This is a genomic window from Ideonella sp. (genome assembly GCF_044358605.1).
In the GTDB taxonomy this organism is placed as follows: Bacteria; Pseudomonadota; Gammaproteobacteria; order Burkholderiales; family Burkholderiaceae_C; genus Ideonella.
Genome location: NZ_JBIKNQ010000004.1, coordinates 42,357 through 57,477, shown reverse-complemented (window position 1 = coordinate 57,477; position 15,121 = coordinate 42,357). Strand labels below are relative to the sequence as shown.

The window sequence follows — 15,121 nt, the reverse complement described above, 5'->3', positions numbered from 1 at the left end:
GTCCTAACCAATGTCAGCAGAGGAATACCATGAATCGCACTCTCTCGCGTCTTTCCGTAGTGGCCGCCACCCTGGCCGCCTGCGCTCTCAGCGGCGTTGCACACGCCACCCCGCAGCTGGTCGATGCCAGCTTGTCAAACGCCAGCCATCGCTACATGCCTTCTGAACTGATTGTTCAGTTCAAACCCGGCATGCGCCTAGAAAATGTGCAGCAGTCCATGCGCGGCCTGGGCCTGTCGTCCATCAAGACCCTGCGCAGCATGGCCCGTGGCGCCAAGGCTGAATTGCATGTGGTGAAGCTACCCGCCAACTTCAGTGTCCCTGAAGCCATTCAGTGGCTGCGAGCCAACGATGCGATTGACTTTGCCGAACCCAACTGGATCGTCACCACCCAAGCTGCTCCGACTGACCCTTACTACACCAACGGCAGCCTCTGGGGCTACTACGGTGATACCTCGCCCACCCACCAAAACCAGTTTGGCAGCCAAGCCGGCGAAGCTTTTGATGCTGGTAAGAAGTGCAAGAAGGGTGTCGTCATTGGCGTGATCGACGAAGGCGTGATGAACACCCATCCAGACCTCAAGGCCGCCATGTGGAAAAACCCCGGCGAGATTGCAAACAACGGTATCGACGATGACGGCAATGGCTACATCGACGATGTGTTCGGCTGGGACTTCAAGAACAAGGACAAGTCCACCTTTGATGGCACCACTGACGACCACGGCACCCACGTCGCCGGCACCATTGGAGCCCGTGGCAACACCCAAGGCATCATCGGCATTTGCCCCACCGTGAAGATCGTGACCGCGAAGTTTTTGGAAGGCTCTGGCTCCACAGCCGATGCCATCTTGGCCGTGGACTATGTGACTGATCTGAAGACTCGCCATGACCTGAACTTGGTCGCCACCAACAACTCCTGGGGCGGCGGTGGCTTCTCTCAGGCCTTGAAGGACGCGATCGACCGTGCCGGTGCTGCCGATATCTTGTTCGTGGCTGCCGCTGGCAATAGCAACCTGAACAGCGACGTGTCGCCGAACTACCCCTCGGGCTACACCAGCGCCAACATCATCTCGGTGGCCTCCATCACGAGCACCGGCCTGCGTTCTAGCTTCTCCAACTATGGTGCGACCACGGTCGACATCGCTGCGCCGGGCTCGGGCATTTGGTCGACGGTGCCTACCGGCACCGGTGCGGGCTATGCCAATTACAGTGGCACCTCGATGGCCGCGCCTCACGTGACCGGAGCCGCAGCGTTCTACGCCTCGCGTAACCCTGGCTCCACAGCCGCACAGATCAAGGCAGCTATCTTGGCTGCTGCTGTGCCCACGCCCTCGATGGCCGGCAAGTGCGTGACAGGTGGCCGACTGGATGTGAGCGGCTTCTGATCGCCACCGCTTGCGCGGGCCTGTGAAGGCCCGCGCCATGGTGCCAATGGGCTGGGTTCTCCCAGCCCTTTTTCTTGGGGTCAAGGCAGGCTGGTACACTGCAGCCATCCGCGCGAGGTCCAGCCTTGACGACGCGGCCTGTCAGTCCTGACACCGGTGTCTGCCCCTAGCTTGCCTAGAGGCACACCGCCCTCCCCCTCCGGGCCTCCGGCTGGTGCTGCGCCAAGCGTGCAGGCAACGGTCCCGGCGAAGACTCCCAAATTCCTCGATGACATTCGATACCCTCGGCTTGGCTGAGCCCATCCTGCGCGCTGTGCTTGAGCAGGGCTACACCCAACCCACCCCGATCCAATCTCAGGCCATTCCAGCCGTGCTCAATGGCGGCGACCTGATGGCCGGCGCGCAAACCGGCACCGGCAAAACTGCAGGCTTCACCCTGCCCTTGCTGCACCGCCTAGCCGCCCAAGGCCAGCAGCGCGATGCCAAAGGCAAGGTCTGCATTCGGGCCCTGATCTTGACGCCGACTCGTGAACTGGCGGCCCAGGTCGAAGAGAGCGTGCGCACCTACGGCAAGTACCTGCCCCTGACCTCCATGGTCATGTTTGGCGGTGTGGGCATGCAGCCGCAGATCAACCAACTGCGCAAAGGCGTGGACATTCTGGTGGCCACCCCGGGTCGCCTCTTGGACCACCATGGCCAAGGCACGCTGGACTTGAGCCATGTGCAGATTTTTGTGCTGGACGAAGCCGACCGCATGTTGGACATGGGCTTTGTGCATGACATCAAGAAGGTACTGGCCGTCCTGCCCGCCCAAAAGCAAAGCCTGCTGTTCTCGGCCACCTTCAGCGACGACATCAAGGCCCTGGCCGACCGCCTGCTGAACCAGCCGCAGTTGATCGAAGTGGCGCGTCGCAATGCCACTGCCGACACCATTGCGCAAAAGATCCACCCGGTGGGTCGTGAGCGCAAGAAAGAGCTGCTGGCCCACCTGATCCGCTCGGGCGACTGGCACCAAGTGCTGGTCTTCACTCGCATGAAGCACGGTGCCAACCGCTTGGCCGAATTCCTGAACAAGGAAGAGCTGACGGCCATGGCCATCCATGGCAACAAGAGCCAGGGTGCCCGCACCAAGGCCTTGGCCGACTTCAAGAGCGGCGACCTGCGCGTGCTGGTAGCTACCGACATTGCAGCGCGTGGCATTGACATCGACCAGTTGCCCCACGTCGTCAACTTTGAGTTGCCCAATGTGCCGGAAGACTATGTCCACCGCATTGGCCGCACGGGCCGTGCCGGTGCTCAAGGTGAAGCCGTGTCGCTGGTCTGCGTGGACGAGAACCTCTTCCTGCGCGACATTGAAAAGCTGATCAAGCGCACCCTGCCGCGTGAACTGGTGCCAGGCTTTGAGCCGGACCCCAACGAAAAGGCCGAGCCCATTGTGCTGGGCCGCCGCATGACCATTGGCGTGGGTGCCGGTGGCGGCGGTGGTGGCGGCCAACGCCGCTCCAGCGGCGGCGGTGGCGGTGGCCGTGGTGGCTCCGGTGGTGGCCGTCCTCAAGGTGGCAGTGGCCGCACGGGCGCCCCGGCTGGGCGCGCACCGGCGGGCAGCGGCGCTCCGGCGGGTGCACGCGGCCCGGGTGGTGGTGGTGGTCAGCGCTCTGGCGCACCCCGCGGCGGCCAAGGCGGTGGCAACACGGGTGGCCGCAGCAGCAGCAACGGCGGCGGCTCGCGCCGTGGTGGTGGTGGCAGCAGCAGTGGCGGTGGCCAAAGCCGCTAAGCCTGAGCCGCCGCGAGGCGGCTGTGAACGGGCGAACGCCCATTCAATAGAAAAGGGGAGCTAAGGCTCCCCTTTGTCATTCATCTGGTGGCTTGATTCAGTCGTTAAACCTAGATTCGGCAGTTGGGCGTGGTCGAGGGGCTGCCGAAGCAGGGCTCTGGCTAGGCGTGAGCATCTGCTGGACTGTCCGTCCAGCAGATGTGAACAACGACGCCAGAGGTCTGAAGCGGCAGACCAGCGACCACGCAGCGGCATCACCCAAATGGTGAAAGGTGTCGTGAGCATAAGCTGTTGATCCATGGGCAATTTCAAGCGGAGCTCAGCGGTCAACTGCCGGATCTAGGTTAAAGCGTCAAACAAACACGCCCTCACGCAACCACTTGGTCGCTACCCATTTTTCGCCTTCCAATACCGGCGCGCCGCCATGCAAGGTGCGGGTAGCCGGGTCGGGCCGGTCATAGCTGAAGAACACCGCATTGCCGCGCACCGGTGCGACTTCTAGTCCGACATCAGGGAAGGTGGTGGCTCCGCCTTTGTCGGGCGAGTTGAGGTACATCACCAAGGTGCCCACGCGCTGGCCGCCGCGAGACAAGATGGTTTTGGCTCCCGGCTGAGCCGGGTCAAAGTAGTCGTAATGCGGCTTGTACTCGGCACCGGGCCGATAGCGCAGCACTTGCAGGCCTTCGCCATGCGAGACCGGCCAACGCAGCAAAGCCTCGATACGCTTCTCGATGCGGGCACAGACCTCGTGCTCGCCACGCTCAAAAAACATGCCTTCGCTGGTGCGGGCCTCGTTGACCTCGCTGCCGCCTGTCTCATTGACCACAGTCTCAGAGCGTGACAAGCGCAAATCGGCCAAGCGCTTCATCTCCTCGCACTCCTGCTCGGACAAGAAGTTGCCAAACACCACCACGCGCGGCAATTGCAGGGTCAGCAACACATCCACATGCCTATCGTGGGCCCAGATGCGGCTGGGCGAGCCCTCTAGCAGTGGCCCCGGCAGAGGCTTGTCCCCCACAGGCAACTGGCCTGGGGTCAAGCCCTGTACCGCCAAAGCAGCCTGCTGCTGCTTGAGATGTTCGGCCAGCGACTCTTCCATCGCCGCCACCGCCACATCCTCTTGCCAGCCCCGGTCCATCATGGCCTTGAGCACATCTTCCGGGCGGCACCCGGCCTGCGCTTGGGCAATGATCCAGGCCTTGAGTTCGGGCGAAGCCTGCTGCTTCATCACCACAGGCCGCTGCTGCTGTTGCTGCTGAGTTGCGCCCCCAAGGGCCGGGCCTTGCCCGTCCCGGCCCCCCAAGGGGGTGCCAGAAAACTTGGGGCGGCCCGGCGTTTTCTTGTGCGGAAGGTGTCGTTTGCTCATGGCGGAGATTCTCGCAGAGCCTCGATGCGGTCAAAAAGCCTCAAGCCCGTGCCGCGCGGCGGAACACCAGCCGATCCGGGCTGCTCTGTGCCGGGCTGTAGGCATAGCCTTCCACATCAAAGCCCAGCAAGTCTTCTGGGCGCTGCAAGCGGCGCTCAATCGCCCAGCGCGCCATCAGGCCCCGTGCCCGCTTGGCAAAGAAGCTAACGATCTTCCAGTCGCCTCCCTTGCCTTCCTCGAACACGCACTCCACCACGCGGGCCTTCAGGGCTTTGCGCTTCACGGCCTTGAAGTATTCCTGCGAGGCCAGGTTGATGATGACCGGCGCTTTGTCTTTGGCCTGACGTCGGTTCAGGTAGGGGCTCAGCGTGTCCGCCCAGTAGGCATACAGGTCACTGCCACGCTCGTTGGGCAGCCGCGTGCCCATCTCTAGGCGATAGGGTTGCAGCCTGTCCAGCGGCTTGAGTGCGCCGTACAAGCCCGAGAGGATGACCACATGCTGCTGCGCCCAGACCAGGTCTTGCAGCGACAAGCTCTGGGCCTGCAATCCCTCATAAACATCACCATTGAAGGCCAGGGCCGCAGGCTTGCTGTTGTGTGGCGTGAAGCGGGTGGACCAAGCGCCATAGCGGGCCACATTCAGCTGCGCCAGCGCGTCCGACAGGTCCATCAGCTTGGCAATCTGCAGCGGCGTTTGCGAGCGCAACAAATCGATGAGGGCTTTGGCTTCGGCCACAAACTCGGGGCGCGTGGCCAGGGCCTCAACCTCAGCAGACACGGGCGTTTCATAGTCCAGCGACTTGGCTGGTGAGAGCAAGAACAACATCGCAGCGTGCCTCAATCGTCAGTCTTCATCACCACCCACAACACGCGCCTGGTCTGGCGCCTGGCCCATCGCCGCCCGCCATGACCGGTGCGGAATGTGGTTGCGCAAGCGGAACACGGCCCGCAGCAGCAAGGCGCCGTTGATCTCGTGCCCGGCATCCTCGGCAATGTCGATGGTGGCGTCACCCTGTACATCGGCCAAGTGCTGCATGGCATCTCGGGCATGCTGCACGTCGATGACCGGGTCCAGCCCGCCATGGAAGAAATGCAGCGTGGTCTGCTTGGGCGCGGCCTCGGGCAAGGTGGCATAGCGCCCGGCAAAGGCCAGCACCCGGCCCACCAGGCCGTCATAGCGCTGTGCCAGCTCCAAGGCCAAGATGGCGCCTTGTGAGAAGCCCACCAAACAGGTGGCTTGCTGGCCCAAACCCACCGCCTGCTGTGCAGCCTGCACGGCCGCATGAAGCGTGGGCAGCACCGGCTCCAGGCGCGCCGCCCGCGTGGCGTCGGTTTGCCCCTGAATGGAGAACCATTGGCGGGCGCCACCCACCTGGGTCACCGGCAGGCCGTCAAAGGGCTCAAAGCCGTCAAAGGCCAGCACGGCCGCTTGAGGAAACTCGCGGCGTAAATGCTCGGCCAGCGGGCCCATATCCGCCGCATTGGCGCCTACGCCATGCAGCAGCACAAACAGTTGCTCAGGCTGGCCGCTCTCGGGCACCCAGCGCAGGGTTTGGATGGAAGTACTCATGGCGGCGCATTGTCGCCCTTGTCAGCACCGCCTGCTGCGCTCAGGGCTTGTGGGGCAGCCCAAAGAGACGCTGCGCATTGCGCCAAGCCACCTGCTCGGCCACCTCACGCGGCAAGCCCCCCAGCCAGACACGATAGGCCTGCATCAGCGCCTCGTAGTGCTGCCAGCGTTGCACCACCCAGGTGTCTGAGCCCACCAAAAAGCGGTCGGGGTATTTCAGCAGCAGCGCCGACCAAGCCGGGCAGAGCCGACCGTCATCGCACACCAAGCCGGGTCGGTAAGACAACTCGCCGCGCAGGCCGGGGTAGCGGTCCAGCAAGGCCGCCACATGTTCGGGCGGCGTGCCGCCAATGCCGGTGTGCGCCCAAATCAAGGACAGCTTTTGTCCTTTGCTGGGCGTGGCCGCCATCAGCAGGTCGATGGCCACATCGTCCACATGGGCCAGCACCGTGAGGCCTTTGTCCTCCGCCAGCGCCATCAAGGCGCGCGCGGTCGGCCCCCGAGCGTTCGCGCTGTCATAGAGATGGAACTCGCCAATGCCGCGGTACGGCCCCGCTGCGGTGCCTTGGGCCAACTCGGCCTGCACCATCTTGACGATGCTCTCGTCGTGGTGCCAGGTGTCGTAGTCCGCCCGGTTGCGGTAGAGCCGAATGAAGGGCACCACCTGAACTTGCGTCTGCTTGAGCAGCGGGCTGGCCGCCAACTCTTTGGTGCCGTCGTTGGGCCGCGAATTGGCCAGCGCTGCGCGCACCCCGCTGCGCTGCAAGCGCCCCAGCACATCGGCCGGTGGGTGAGGCCCACTGCGCCCGTCCCAGGCCTCTACGTTGTAGTGCAGGTGGGCATCAAACAAAGGGCCATCGTAGTCGGCGGCCAAGGCCGTGGCCCCGCACAGCGCCAGCAACAGCCCCAGACGCGTTGAAAGCAAGTACCTCATGCCCAAGTATGGCGCCACGGCTACTCAGGGCTCCAGCGTGGTTTTCCAGAAGCGCTTGAGCGCCTCGAAGGTCTGGACCTGGGCTTGTGCGGTGGCGGAAGGTGTGCCGCCGCTCTTCATAGGCCCATCGTTGTAATGCTGAGTCGACGAGGTGCCTGTGCCGCCCAAGAAGTGACCGGCTTGTGCAAACACCAGGCTCACGGTGGGCAGGCCCGCCTTCTGGCGCGTTTGCGCCAGCGCTTCAGTCATCGCACCCGAGGCCCAGATCTGGTCGTCCCCAGCCCCGGCCAAGAACACCGGTGCAGCGATCTTCTCGACCGGAATGCGCGCCGCCTCCACCCGCTCGGCGTGAGCCGCCCGGCCTTGGTCATGCGGGCGGCGAATGCGCACGGGTTGGCCCGTGGCAAAGCCCGCGAACTCCTGCTGAAAACCTTGGTAAGGCACAAAGGGCAAGCCCTGGCCCTGCCAAGCGAACGAGGCGCTGCGGCCCTCAGCCACACCGGGGCCCCAGCCCTCCCACACCACATCGGTGGGCACGATAGCGGCCACGGCCTTGATCCAAGGCATGCGCACCGCCGCCAGCAGCGCAAACTCCGCCCCCTTGGAGGTGCCCATCACGCCAATGCGCTGCCCGTCCACCTCGGGCTGCTGCACCAGCCAGTCGCGTGCGGCCTGCAGACGCTCCAACGGGATGTTGGCAAAGCTGGCGGGCAGGCTGGGCAGCTCCGCCGGCGTCGGGCCTTGCGGCCCCCAGCCCGCCGGTGAGTAGTAAGGCAGGCCCAACACCGCATAGCCCCGCGAGGCCCATACCGCCGCATCCCGGGTAACCAGCGAGCCGCCTTCTGAGCCCCCCAGCAAGATCAAAGCGGGCCGCCGCGTGCTGCCCGGCAATGCCGCCAGCTTGGCCCCTTCAAAGCCGGGCACTGCACGCTCCTGCACCTCAGGCAAGCTGCGCAGCAAATGCAGCACGCCGCTGGCCACCGCGCGGCCTTGGTGCAGCACGGTGTAGTCGGTCTGCGCGGGTGTGCGCCCGGCGTCCAGCGGCCCGGGCTGCAGCTTCATGGCCCACAGCAAGCCCCGGCCATCCACGCCTTCATAGCTGCCAGACAGCGGAGCCTGCTCAGCCAGCCGCACCTGCCCTTGCGGGTTGACCTTGAACACCGCCTGCGCTTGATAGGGCTTGATCTGGCCGGTGAAGTCCGGTGCCATGCGGCGCGCCTGCACCGTCACCTCGTCGCCCGGCGGCAAGCCCTCGACCACCACCGCAAACGGCTCCCCGGCCAGCACCTTGGCCGATGGCGTGAACTGAATGCTCTGAGCCCAGGCCGTTGAGGCCATTGCAGCCATCAATGCGAGTGCCATGCTCAGGGTCTTAGGCCCGTAGCCTTGTGCAGTCCGGTGGTGAGTGGTTTGCATGTGCGTCTCCGAGTCGTTGGGAAGGAATGGAGGGCATGCTAGGCAACGGTAGGCCCCACCCAAAGCCACTTGCGACCAATCGACAGCCGCACAGACGAACAGACAGCCGTGTGCAGCCAGCGGCACCAAGGCGCTAGTGCCGACTCTGTCGCGACCCCCTCAGCGCCCACCCCAACTTTTCTTGACCCACGTCCACGCCCGCATCCAAAACCTCGCTTCCATAGCGATCAGCTTTGCGGCCCAAGCGGGCATGTCTGCGCCGCCTTTGGCCGTGATTTCTTCGACAGTGTCGCCCTTGAAGGCGCTTCGGTAGATGGCGACCATGAGTTTGATCTCGATGAGCAGCAGCACGGCCAAGCCCAGATAGCGCAGGGGCGCCATGAGGCCGAGAAGATCCTGCTCAGGCTCTGGCACCAATTTCGTGGCCACCCAAATGCCCAGGCATGCCAAGGCCACCGCCTTGATGATGGCGGCACGCCCTTTGGCGCGATAGCACAGCCAGTACAGGCCGGGCACTACCAACATCAAGTCAAGGAGCAAGCCCGCTTCGAGCCAGCGGTTGAATTCGCCCTGCACGGTCAAGGCCAAATGCAGATCCGCCACCACAATGAGCGGGGCGACAAAGAAAAACCAATGGGCTCGCAAGGTCGGAGCGTTCATGGCGCTGATCTTAGCGATTCACGCGGCTGCGTTCCAGATCACTTGAAGTCTCTGCTGCGCTGCTGCAAACCTTGCAGCAAATGGCTGTGGTCCACCAAGCGACGGGCGATCAGGTGGGTGACCACGCCGTCGGTTTGCCAGATGCCGTAGACGGTGAGCAGCCGTGCGGTCAGCAAGATGCGGCGATGAGCCTCGGCCACTTGGGGCCAGACGATGACGTTGACGGTGCCGGTGTCGTCTTCCAGGGTGGCAAACACCACACCCTTGGCGGTGGCCGGGCGCTGGCGGTGGGTGACCAAGCCGCTGGCACGCACCAACTGGCCGGGGCGGCAGTCTCGCAAGGTGTCGGCGGGCAGCACCCGAAAGGCCTGCAATTGCGGGCGCAGCAGGGCCAGCGGGTGGCTGTCCAGCGACAAACCGGTGCGGCGGTAGTCGGCCAGCAGGGCTTCGCCAGCGGTCAGGGGCTGCAGCATGGCGGGGGGCTCCTCTGCGCGGCTCACTGGGGCGCTACTGCTGGCTTGCGCTTCGGCCAGCAAAGGCGGCAGCCGGGTGTCCAGCCCCGTCACGGCCCAGGCCGCTTGGCGGCGGTGGCCCGCCAAGGCTTGCAGGGCATTGGCCTCGGCCAGCATCTGCAGGCTGCGAGCGTCCAGCTCGGCCCGGTGGGCCATGTCGGCCACGTCCTTGAAGGGGCCTTGGGCTCGCCTCGCCGCCACCAGGCGCTGCACTGCTGCTTCGGGCAGGCCAGAGACCTGATGCAGGCCCAGCCGCACCGCGCGCAAGGCCTGGGATGAGCTGTCTGTCGGCCCTTCGACAGGCTCAGGGCGAACCGGGTGAGCCGCGGGCTGTTCGGGGCGCGGCTCCAGCATGGTCTCCCAGTCGCTCTGGCAGACATCCACCGGCCGCACTTCAACGCCATTGGCGCGGGCGTCTCGCACCAGTTGGGCGGGGGCATAAAAACCCATGGGCTGGCTGTTGAGTAAGGCCACCAAAAAAATGTCGGGGTGATGGTGCTTGAGCCAGGCGCTGACATAGACCAAGAGCGCAAAACTGGCCGCATGGCTCTCGGGGAAGCCGTACTCACCAAAGCCTTGGATCTGGCGGAAGATGGCCTCGGCGTACTCGCGCTCATAGCCCTTGGCCACCATGCGGCCCACCAGCTTCTCGTGAAAGGGCTCTAGCCCGCCTTTGCGCTTCCAGGCTGCCATGCCGCGCCGCAGGGCGTCGGCCTCGCCGGGGGTGAAGTCGGCCGCCAAAATGGCCAACTGCATCACCTGCTCTTGAAAGATGGGCACGCCCAGGGTGCGGTCGAGTGCCTGCTTGACCTCGTCGCTGGGGTAGCTCACCGGCTCTTCGCCACTGCGCCGCTTCAGATAGGGGTGGACCATGCCACCCTGGATGGGCCCGGGCCGCACGATGGCGACTTCAATCACCAAGTCGTAAAACTTGCGGGGCTTCAAGCGCGGCAGCATGCTCATCTGGGCTCGGCTCTCGACTTGAAACACCCCGGTGGATTCCCCCCGGCACAGCATGTCGTACACGGCCGGGTCATCCACAGGCAGTGCGCTCATGGGCAAGGCCAGCGGGATCTCCGGTGTGTCGGCCCGCTGGGGGGCGGCGCGCTGGCGCAGCGGGCCCCAACGCTCGGGCTGCTTGAGCACCAGCAGGTCCAGCCCACGGCGAATGGCGCTCAGCATGCCCAGGGCCAAGATGTCCACCTTGATCAAGCCCAGCGCATCCAGGTCGTCCTTGTCCCACTCGATCACGGTGCGCCCGGCCATGGCGGCGTTTTCCACCGGCACCAGGCGGGCAATGTCGTCCTGGGCAATCACAAAGCCGACGGGGTGCTGGCTCAAGTGGCGCGGAAAGCCTTTGAGCTGGTGCGTCAGCTCCACCCACAGATGTACCAGCGGCGCGTCCGCATCAAAGCCATGCTCGGCCAGCCGTTCGGGTGAAAACACCCCACTGACCATGCCATGCTGCTGACGCGACACCGCGTCGATACGGTCCAGGTCAAAGCCCAGCGCCCGCCCCACATCGCGCAGCGCCGAGCGGGTGCGGTAGGTGATGACCACGCCCGTCAGCGCGGCCCGATGGCGGCCGTATTTGCGATAGATGTACTGGATCACCTCTTCGCGGCGCTGGTGCTCAAAGTCCACATCAATGTCGGGCGGCTCATTGCGCTCGGCGCTGATGAAACGCTCGAACAGCAGGCTCATGCGGCCCGGGTCCACCTCGGTCACCCCTAAGCAAAAGCACACCGCTGAATTGGCCGCGCTGCCGCGCCCCTGGCACAAAATGCCCTGCGCGCGCGCCCAGTGCACGATGTCGGCCACGGTCAAAAAATAGGGCTCATAGCGCAACTGCGCAATCAGCGCCAGCTCGTGCTCGACCTGCGCCCGCACCTTGGGCGGCTCGCCCTGGCTGAAGCGGCGGCGCACGCCGTCTTCGGTCAAAGCGCGCAGCCAGGAGGTGGGTGTGTGGCCCTCGGGCACCAGCTCTTGCGGGTACTCATAGCGCAGCTCATCCTGCGAGAACGCACAGCGCCCCGCCCAGGCCACGGTGCGCGCCAAAGCATCAGGCGGCCACAGCTCGGCCAAGCGTTGGCGGCTGCGCAAATGCTGCTCGGCATTGGCCTGCAAGGCCCAGCCGGCGGCCGCCACCGTGGTGTTCAGGCGCGTGGCCGTCAGCACATCTTGAAGCGGCTTGCGGGCTCGGCTGTGCATCAGCACATCCCCACTGGGCAGCCAGGTCAGGCCGCTGTCTTGGCTCACTCTCAGCGTTAAATCCAGCAGCTCTTCATCCCACGGCCCCAAGCCCCGCGCCACCGTCAGCGCCGCCCGCTCGCCCAGCCAGGTTTTGAGCCACATCGCCCGGGCAAACACGGTCTCAAAACTGGGCAGGGCCACGGTGTCGCCCGGGTGGGGTTCGACCACCAACAAGGCCAAGCAGCCCGGCAGCCCCGCCAGTTGCGGCAAATGGGGCACCTTGCCTTCCAAGTCGCTGCCATAGGCCCAGTACTGGCCCTTGGGCGCACGGCGCCGCGCCACCGTGATCCACTGCGCCAAATTGCCATAGCCGCGCCGCTCTTGCACCAACACCACCAGCCGCGCCCAAGGCGGGTCGTCGGCCCCCTCCCCCACGGCCCCGCCTTTGGATGGCGCCGCCGCCTGCAAGCTCATGCGGGCCCCCACCACCAGGTGCAGCCCCTGCTGCTTGGCTTCTTCATGCGCCCGCACCACCCCGCCCAAACTGCCCTCATCCGTCAGCGCCAGCGCCGAGTAACCCCGCGCCTGCGCACGCGCCACCAACTCCTGCGGGTGCGAGGCACCGGTCAGGAAGCTGAAGTTGCTGCGGCAGTGAAGTTCGGCGTAGGGGGTGGGCATGAATACTGTATTTTCATACAGTATTCATGCCCGTGATTTGAACTTTGACGGGCATGGGAGATGCGCACAAAATATGCGCATTCATACACCCACATGTCTACATCATGCTGGCTACTGACCCACACCCCGCCAAGAAAACCAAAGCCCGGGCGGCCAAACCCGGCAAGCGCGCCACGAACTTGACGCTGAGCGTGGATGTTCTGGAAGCCGCCAAACAGTTGGACATCAACATCTCCCAAGCCTGTGACGCCCACTTGCGCACCCTGGTGCGTGAAACCCAAGCCCGCCGCTGGCGTGAAGAACATACCGAGTTCATCGCCGCCTACAACACCACAGTGGAGTCTGAAGGCCTGCCTTTGGATGAGTGGCGAGGCTTTTGAGCGATGGCCCGCTTTGATGTGTACGCCAACCCTGGCAGCCATGCCAAGACCACGCCCTTCTTGGTCGATGTTCAGAGCGACCTGCTCGACGGTCTGGACACCCGCATGGTGATCCCCTTGTGAAAGCAGGACCACTTCGCCACCGTCAAGCTGCCGACTCACCTCACGCCCGTGCTCCACATCCAGAGGCAGGCCTGTTTGCTGGAGACGCCCAAGATGGCGGCAGTTCCACAGCCATCCTGAAACAAGCGGTCGGCTCACTGCCGCAGCTCGCGCAAAAGTGACTGCCTGTACTCGCGATTCTTTTCGTGGATCTTCGCGAACTGGCGCTGACGGTCAAGGGTGAGGAATAGCTCAGCATAGCTATCGGTTGCGGGCTGCCCTAGAAAGAGCTTCAGGTTCAGCTGACTTTTCGTCGAACTCAGCGGGTGCCCGTTGAAGGACACCGCCTCGGCACTCACGATGGGCCTCAGCTTGCCCGCAGAATCAGCGAGCCCGAAGCGCTGCTCCAACACAGCCAGAAGAGCATCACTTTCCGGTCCGAGGCGATGAAGTTCGACCGTCCCCCAGAAGGACTCCACGGAAGGTAAGGGATCGTCAAGCTTGTCGAGTTGCCGACGCCATAGCGTTCCAAGTTGGATATCGACAGCGACTTGGAGGCCGTCCACTTCCCCTTGCAGACGCAAGAGCAACGGGGTCTTTGATTCTGCAGCGGTGGTGCTGGCAATCGGGATGATCACGGGTTCGATGAACGTCCGCTCATGCTGGGTGAATCTGTGCGCAACGAACATCCCGATCGCGGCCGCCATGAACAGAGCACCCATCAAAAGCGAAATGGTGAGTCGAGAAGTCATGGGGATGGTCTGTAACCTAGGTAGCCATCAGCCAATTGCTGCTCCAAGCACCCCCACCCAATCGACAGCAGAAAATGAAGCATCCAGCTCAACGTTGCAGGCCGATAGACGATTCAGATCACTTGAGGTAGCAGTTTGAAAAGGCTCGTTGGGGGATCTTGTCAACGCTTACTGCTTAGGCCCCAACCCCTGTGGATACTTTGATAAGCACTCGTCAATCGGTTCAACCTTTTTAATCTCAAGTGACCATGGCTCAACGGTCACCGATGACTCGTGTACCGCAACCACGTGGTATCGCATGCATCCCTTCGCGTTGAGAGGCAGCATCGCATCGGGGCTCGGTCGCCGTATTGCTCTCCTTGTCGTCTGAACAAGAAGCAAATTGCTCCCAGGATCTATCCTGACACTGGAGCTTCCAGATATGTCCAGCTTTCCGTTGACCCCAATGATTCGAACTGGCACCTCATTCGGATCAGATCCAATGAGGCGTTCCCCCGTCACTTCAGCATACGGGCCGGGTGTCGCGCAGCCACTGATCGCAAAGACCAGCGACAGTACTGAAAGATGCTTGAGGTTCATGCTCAACTCCGTGTAGTGCTGAAGTACACCGCAGGAAGCAACTCAAGGTCAAAGGTTTGGCCGGAAACCTGCAGGAGTGTGCGAAGGATATCCAGCGGACAACCAGTGCTTCAGTTTCGACTCAAGATGCAGTGAGTAGCTCCTGTGCGTGCATTTGATTATGACGAGTGTCATTCGTCGCCGGCTGAAAACTTACCCTGGATATGAGCCCAAACATCACCAGTTTTGGGGAAACGTCAGGTCGTGCGATCCCGCTCAGGTGCTGACAAGCTCATCCCCCTTGTCCTCACGTTTGCCGTCATTACCATCGTCGCCCGTCGCATCCTGCGCCAACAAAGCCTACCGCCCCGCTTCGTCCAGCACCGTCACACCCAGCTCGCGGGCTTTGTCGAGCTTGAAGCCCGCCTATTCGCCAGCCACCACATAGGTGGCTTTCTTGAAGACGGAACCGCTGACCTTGCCGTCGACGACTTGGATCAAGGCCTTGGACTTTTTGTTGCAGGGGTATTGAGCTTCGTCTACAGCTTTGGATCGACACACGACGTAGAACTGTTCAGTTCAGCTCCGACTTGTAACCATTCCTCAGTCCGTTGGTTAGCCGAACAACACGCGCTGGAGGCCCCAGAGAAAAGGGGCACAGCCAACAAGCAAAAGCCAAAGGGCTCGCGGCAGTGAAGGCTTGAATTCCGGCGTTGTCGACACACCACCGCGTATGAAGTACAAGAAGGTGATGAGGGGCCAAGCGAGACAGATCACGACGGCGCTCTCGCCCGTCTTTCCTATGATCGGGAAGGAGTTGGTGATGACAAAAGGCAGCACA

General features: G+C 63.4%; 14 protein-coding genes. 4 read left to right on the top strand and 10 right to left on the bottom strand.

The genetic code is table 11. From position 1 onward, the window contains the following. Nucleotides 1-29 precede the first annotated feature (29 nt). Nucleotides 30-1,385, top strand: a complete 1,356-nt coding sequence (locus ACIQ3Q_RS02525) for a S8 family peptidase (protein WP_396267395.1) — start codon at nt 30-32, stop codon at nt 1,383-1,385. Between the two features lie 268 nt (nt 1,386-1,653). Then, on the top strand, nt 1,654-3,159 hold the full coding sequence (locus ACIQ3Q_RS02520) for a DEAD/DEAH box helicase (protein WP_396267394.1): 1,506 nt from the start codon (nt 1,654-1,656) through the stop codon (nt 3,157-3,159). A gap of 352 nt (nt 3,160-3,511) precedes the next feature. Here the strand turns inward: ACIQ3Q_RS02520 and ACIQ3Q_RS02515 are convergent, their stop codons facing one another. From ACIQ3Q_RS02515 to ACIQ3Q_RS02485, 7 genes are all read right to left on the bottom strand, one after another. Then, nucleotides 3,512-4,387: a 2OG-Fe(II) oxygenase gene (locus ACIQ3Q_RS02515; RefSeq protein WP_396267450.1), complete on the bottom strand. Its 876-nt coding sequence runs from the start codon at nt 4,385-4,387 to the stop codon at nt 3,512-3,514. 178 nt (nt 4,388-4,565) lie between these two features. Next, nucleotides 4,566-5,351 (bottom strand): peroxide stress protein YaaA, encoded by a 786-nt coding sequence (gene yaaA, locus ACIQ3Q_RS02510; protein WP_396267393.1) that lies wholly within the window; start codon nt 5,349-5,351, stop codon nt 4,566-4,568. A gap of 18 nt (nt 5,352-5,369) precedes the next feature. Next, nucleotides 5,370-6,095 (bottom strand): esterase, encoded by a 726-nt coding sequence (ypfH, locus tag ACIQ3Q_RS02505; RefSeq protein ID WP_396267392.1) that lies wholly within the window; start codon nt 6,093-6,095, stop codon nt 5,370-5,372. A gap of 40 nt (nt 6,096-6,135) precedes the next feature. Then, nucleotides 6,136-7,029 carry an amidohydrolase family protein gene (locus ACIQ3Q_RS02500; protein WP_396267391.1) on the bottom strand — a complete coding sequence of 298 codons (894 nt, stop codon included), beginning with the start codon at nt 7,027-7,029 and terminating at the stop codon, nt 6,136-6,138. A 24-nt stretch (nt 7,030-7,053) separates the two neighbouring features. Next, nucleotides 7,054-8,445, bottom strand: a complete 1,392-nt coding sequence (locus ACIQ3Q_RS02495) for an acyl-CoA thioester hydrolase/BAAT C-terminal domain-containing protein (RefSeq protein ID WP_396267390.1) — start codon at nt 8,443-8,445, stop codon at nt 7,054-7,056. Between the two features lie 159 nt (nt 8,446-8,604). Then, nucleotides 8,605-9,105: a hypothetical protein gene (locus tag ACIQ3Q_RS02490; protein WP_396267389.1), complete on the bottom strand. Its 501-nt coding sequence runs from the start codon at nt 9,103-9,105 to the stop codon at nt 8,605-8,607. A gap of 38 nt (nt 9,106-9,143) precedes the next feature. After that, nucleotides 9,144-12,488 (bottom strand): error-prone DNA polymerase, encoded by a 3,345-nt coding sequence (locus ACIQ3Q_RS02485; protein WP_396267388.1) that lies wholly within the window; start codon nt 12,486-12,488, stop codon nt 9,144-9,146. 104 nt (nt 12,489-12,592) lie between these two features. On the opposite strand from ACIQ3Q_RS02485, the gene ACIQ3Q_RS02480 reads away from it, so the two are divergent. After that, nucleotides 12,593-12,868 (top strand): type II toxin-antitoxin system CcdA family antitoxin, encoded by a 276-nt coding sequence (locus ACIQ3Q_RS02480; RefSeq protein ID WP_396267387.1) that lies wholly within the window; start codon nt 12,593-12,595, stop codon nt 12,866-12,868. A gap of 3 nt (nt 12,869-12,871) precedes the next feature. Continuing rightward, entirely contained in the window at nt 12,872-12,991 is a 120-nt protein-coding gene (locus ACIQ3Q_RS02475; protein ID WP_396267386.1) for a CcdB family protein, read from the top strand. Between the two features lie 134 nt (nt 12,992-13,125). Here the strand turns inward: ACIQ3Q_RS02475 and ACIQ3Q_RS02470 are convergent, their stop codons facing one another. The 3 genes from ACIQ3Q_RS02470 to ACIQ3Q_RS02460 all read right to left on the bottom strand — a co-directional run bounded on the left by ACIQ3Q_RS02470 (nt 13,126) and on the right by ACIQ3Q_RS02460 (nt 14,841). Further along, on the bottom strand, nt 13,126-13,722 hold the full coding sequence (locus tag ACIQ3Q_RS02470; RefSeq protein WP_396267385.1) for a hypothetical protein: 597 nt from the start codon (nt 13,720-13,722) through the stop codon (nt 13,126-13,128). Between the two features lie 168 nt (nt 13,723-13,890). Next, a complete protein-coding gene (locus tag ACIQ3Q_RS02465) occupies nt 13,891-14,301 on the bottom strand; it encodes a hypothetical protein (RefSeq protein WP_396267384.1) in 411 nt (136 codons plus the stop codon). A gap of 405 nt (nt 14,302-14,706) precedes the next feature. Next, the gene (locus tag ACIQ3Q_RS02460) at nt 14,707-14,841 is read right to left on the bottom strand and encodes a hypothetical protein (protein ID WP_396267383.1); all 135 of its coding nucleotides are present in this window, start codon (nt 14,839-14,841) and stop codon (nt 14,707-14,709) included. Nucleotides 14,842-15,121: the final 280 nt, after the last annotated feature.

Bases quoted from the DNA above. Each gene is read 5' to 3' on its own strand.
- ACIQ3Q_RS02525 (WP_396267395.1), top strand. From the start codon at position 30: ATGAATCGCACTCTCTCGCGTCTTTCCGTAGTGGCCGCCACCCTGGCC.
- ACIQ3Q_RS02495 (WP_396267390.1), bottom strand. From the start codon at position 8,445: ATGCAAACCACTCACCACCGGACTGCACAAGGCTACGGGCCTAAGACC.
- ACIQ3Q_RS02490 (WP_396267389.1), bottom strand. From the start codon at position 9,105: ATGAACGCTCCGACCTTGCGAGCCCATTGGTTTTTCTTTGTCGCCCCG.
- ACIQ3Q_RS02485 (WP_396267388.1), bottom strand. From the start codon at position 12,488: ATGCCCACCCCCTACGCCGAACTTCACTGCCGCAGCAACTTCAGCTTC.
- ACIQ3Q_RS02470 (WP_396267385.1), bottom strand. From the start codon at position 13,722: ATGACTTCTCGACTCACCATTTCGCTTTTGATGGGTGCTCTGTTCATG.
- ACIQ3Q_RS02480 (WP_396267387.1), top strand. From the start codon at position 12,593: ATGCTGGCTACTGACCCACACCCCGCCAAGAAAACCAAAGCCCGGGCG.
- ypfH (WP_396267392.1), bottom strand. From the start codon at position 6,095: ATGAGTACTTCCATCCAAACCCTGCGCTGGGTGCCCGAGAGCGGCCAG.
- ACIQ3Q_RS02465 (WP_396267384.1), bottom strand. From the start codon at position 14,301: ATGAACCTCAAGCATCTTTCAGTACTGTCGCTGGTCTTTGCGATCAGT.
- ACIQ3Q_RS02515 (WP_396267450.1), bottom strand. From the start codon at position 4,387: ATGAAGCAGCAGGCTTCGCCCGAACTCAAGGCCTGGATCATTGCCCAA.
- yaaA (WP_396267393.1), bottom strand. From the start codon at position 5,351: ATGTTGTTCTTGCTCTCACCAGCCAAGTCGCTGGACTATGAAACGCCC.
- ACIQ3Q_RS02520 (WP_396267394.1), top strand. From the start codon at position 1,654: ATGACATTCGATACCCTCGGCTTGGCTGAGCCCATCCTGCGCGCTGTG.
- ACIQ3Q_RS02500 (WP_396267391.1), bottom strand. From the start codon at position 7,029: ATGAGGTACTTGCTTTCAACGCGTCTGGGGCTGTTGCTGGCGCTGTGC.
- ACIQ3Q_RS02475 (WP_396267386.1), top strand. From the start codon at position 12,872: ATGGCCCGCTTTGATGTGTACGCCAACCCTGGCAGCCATGCCAAGACC.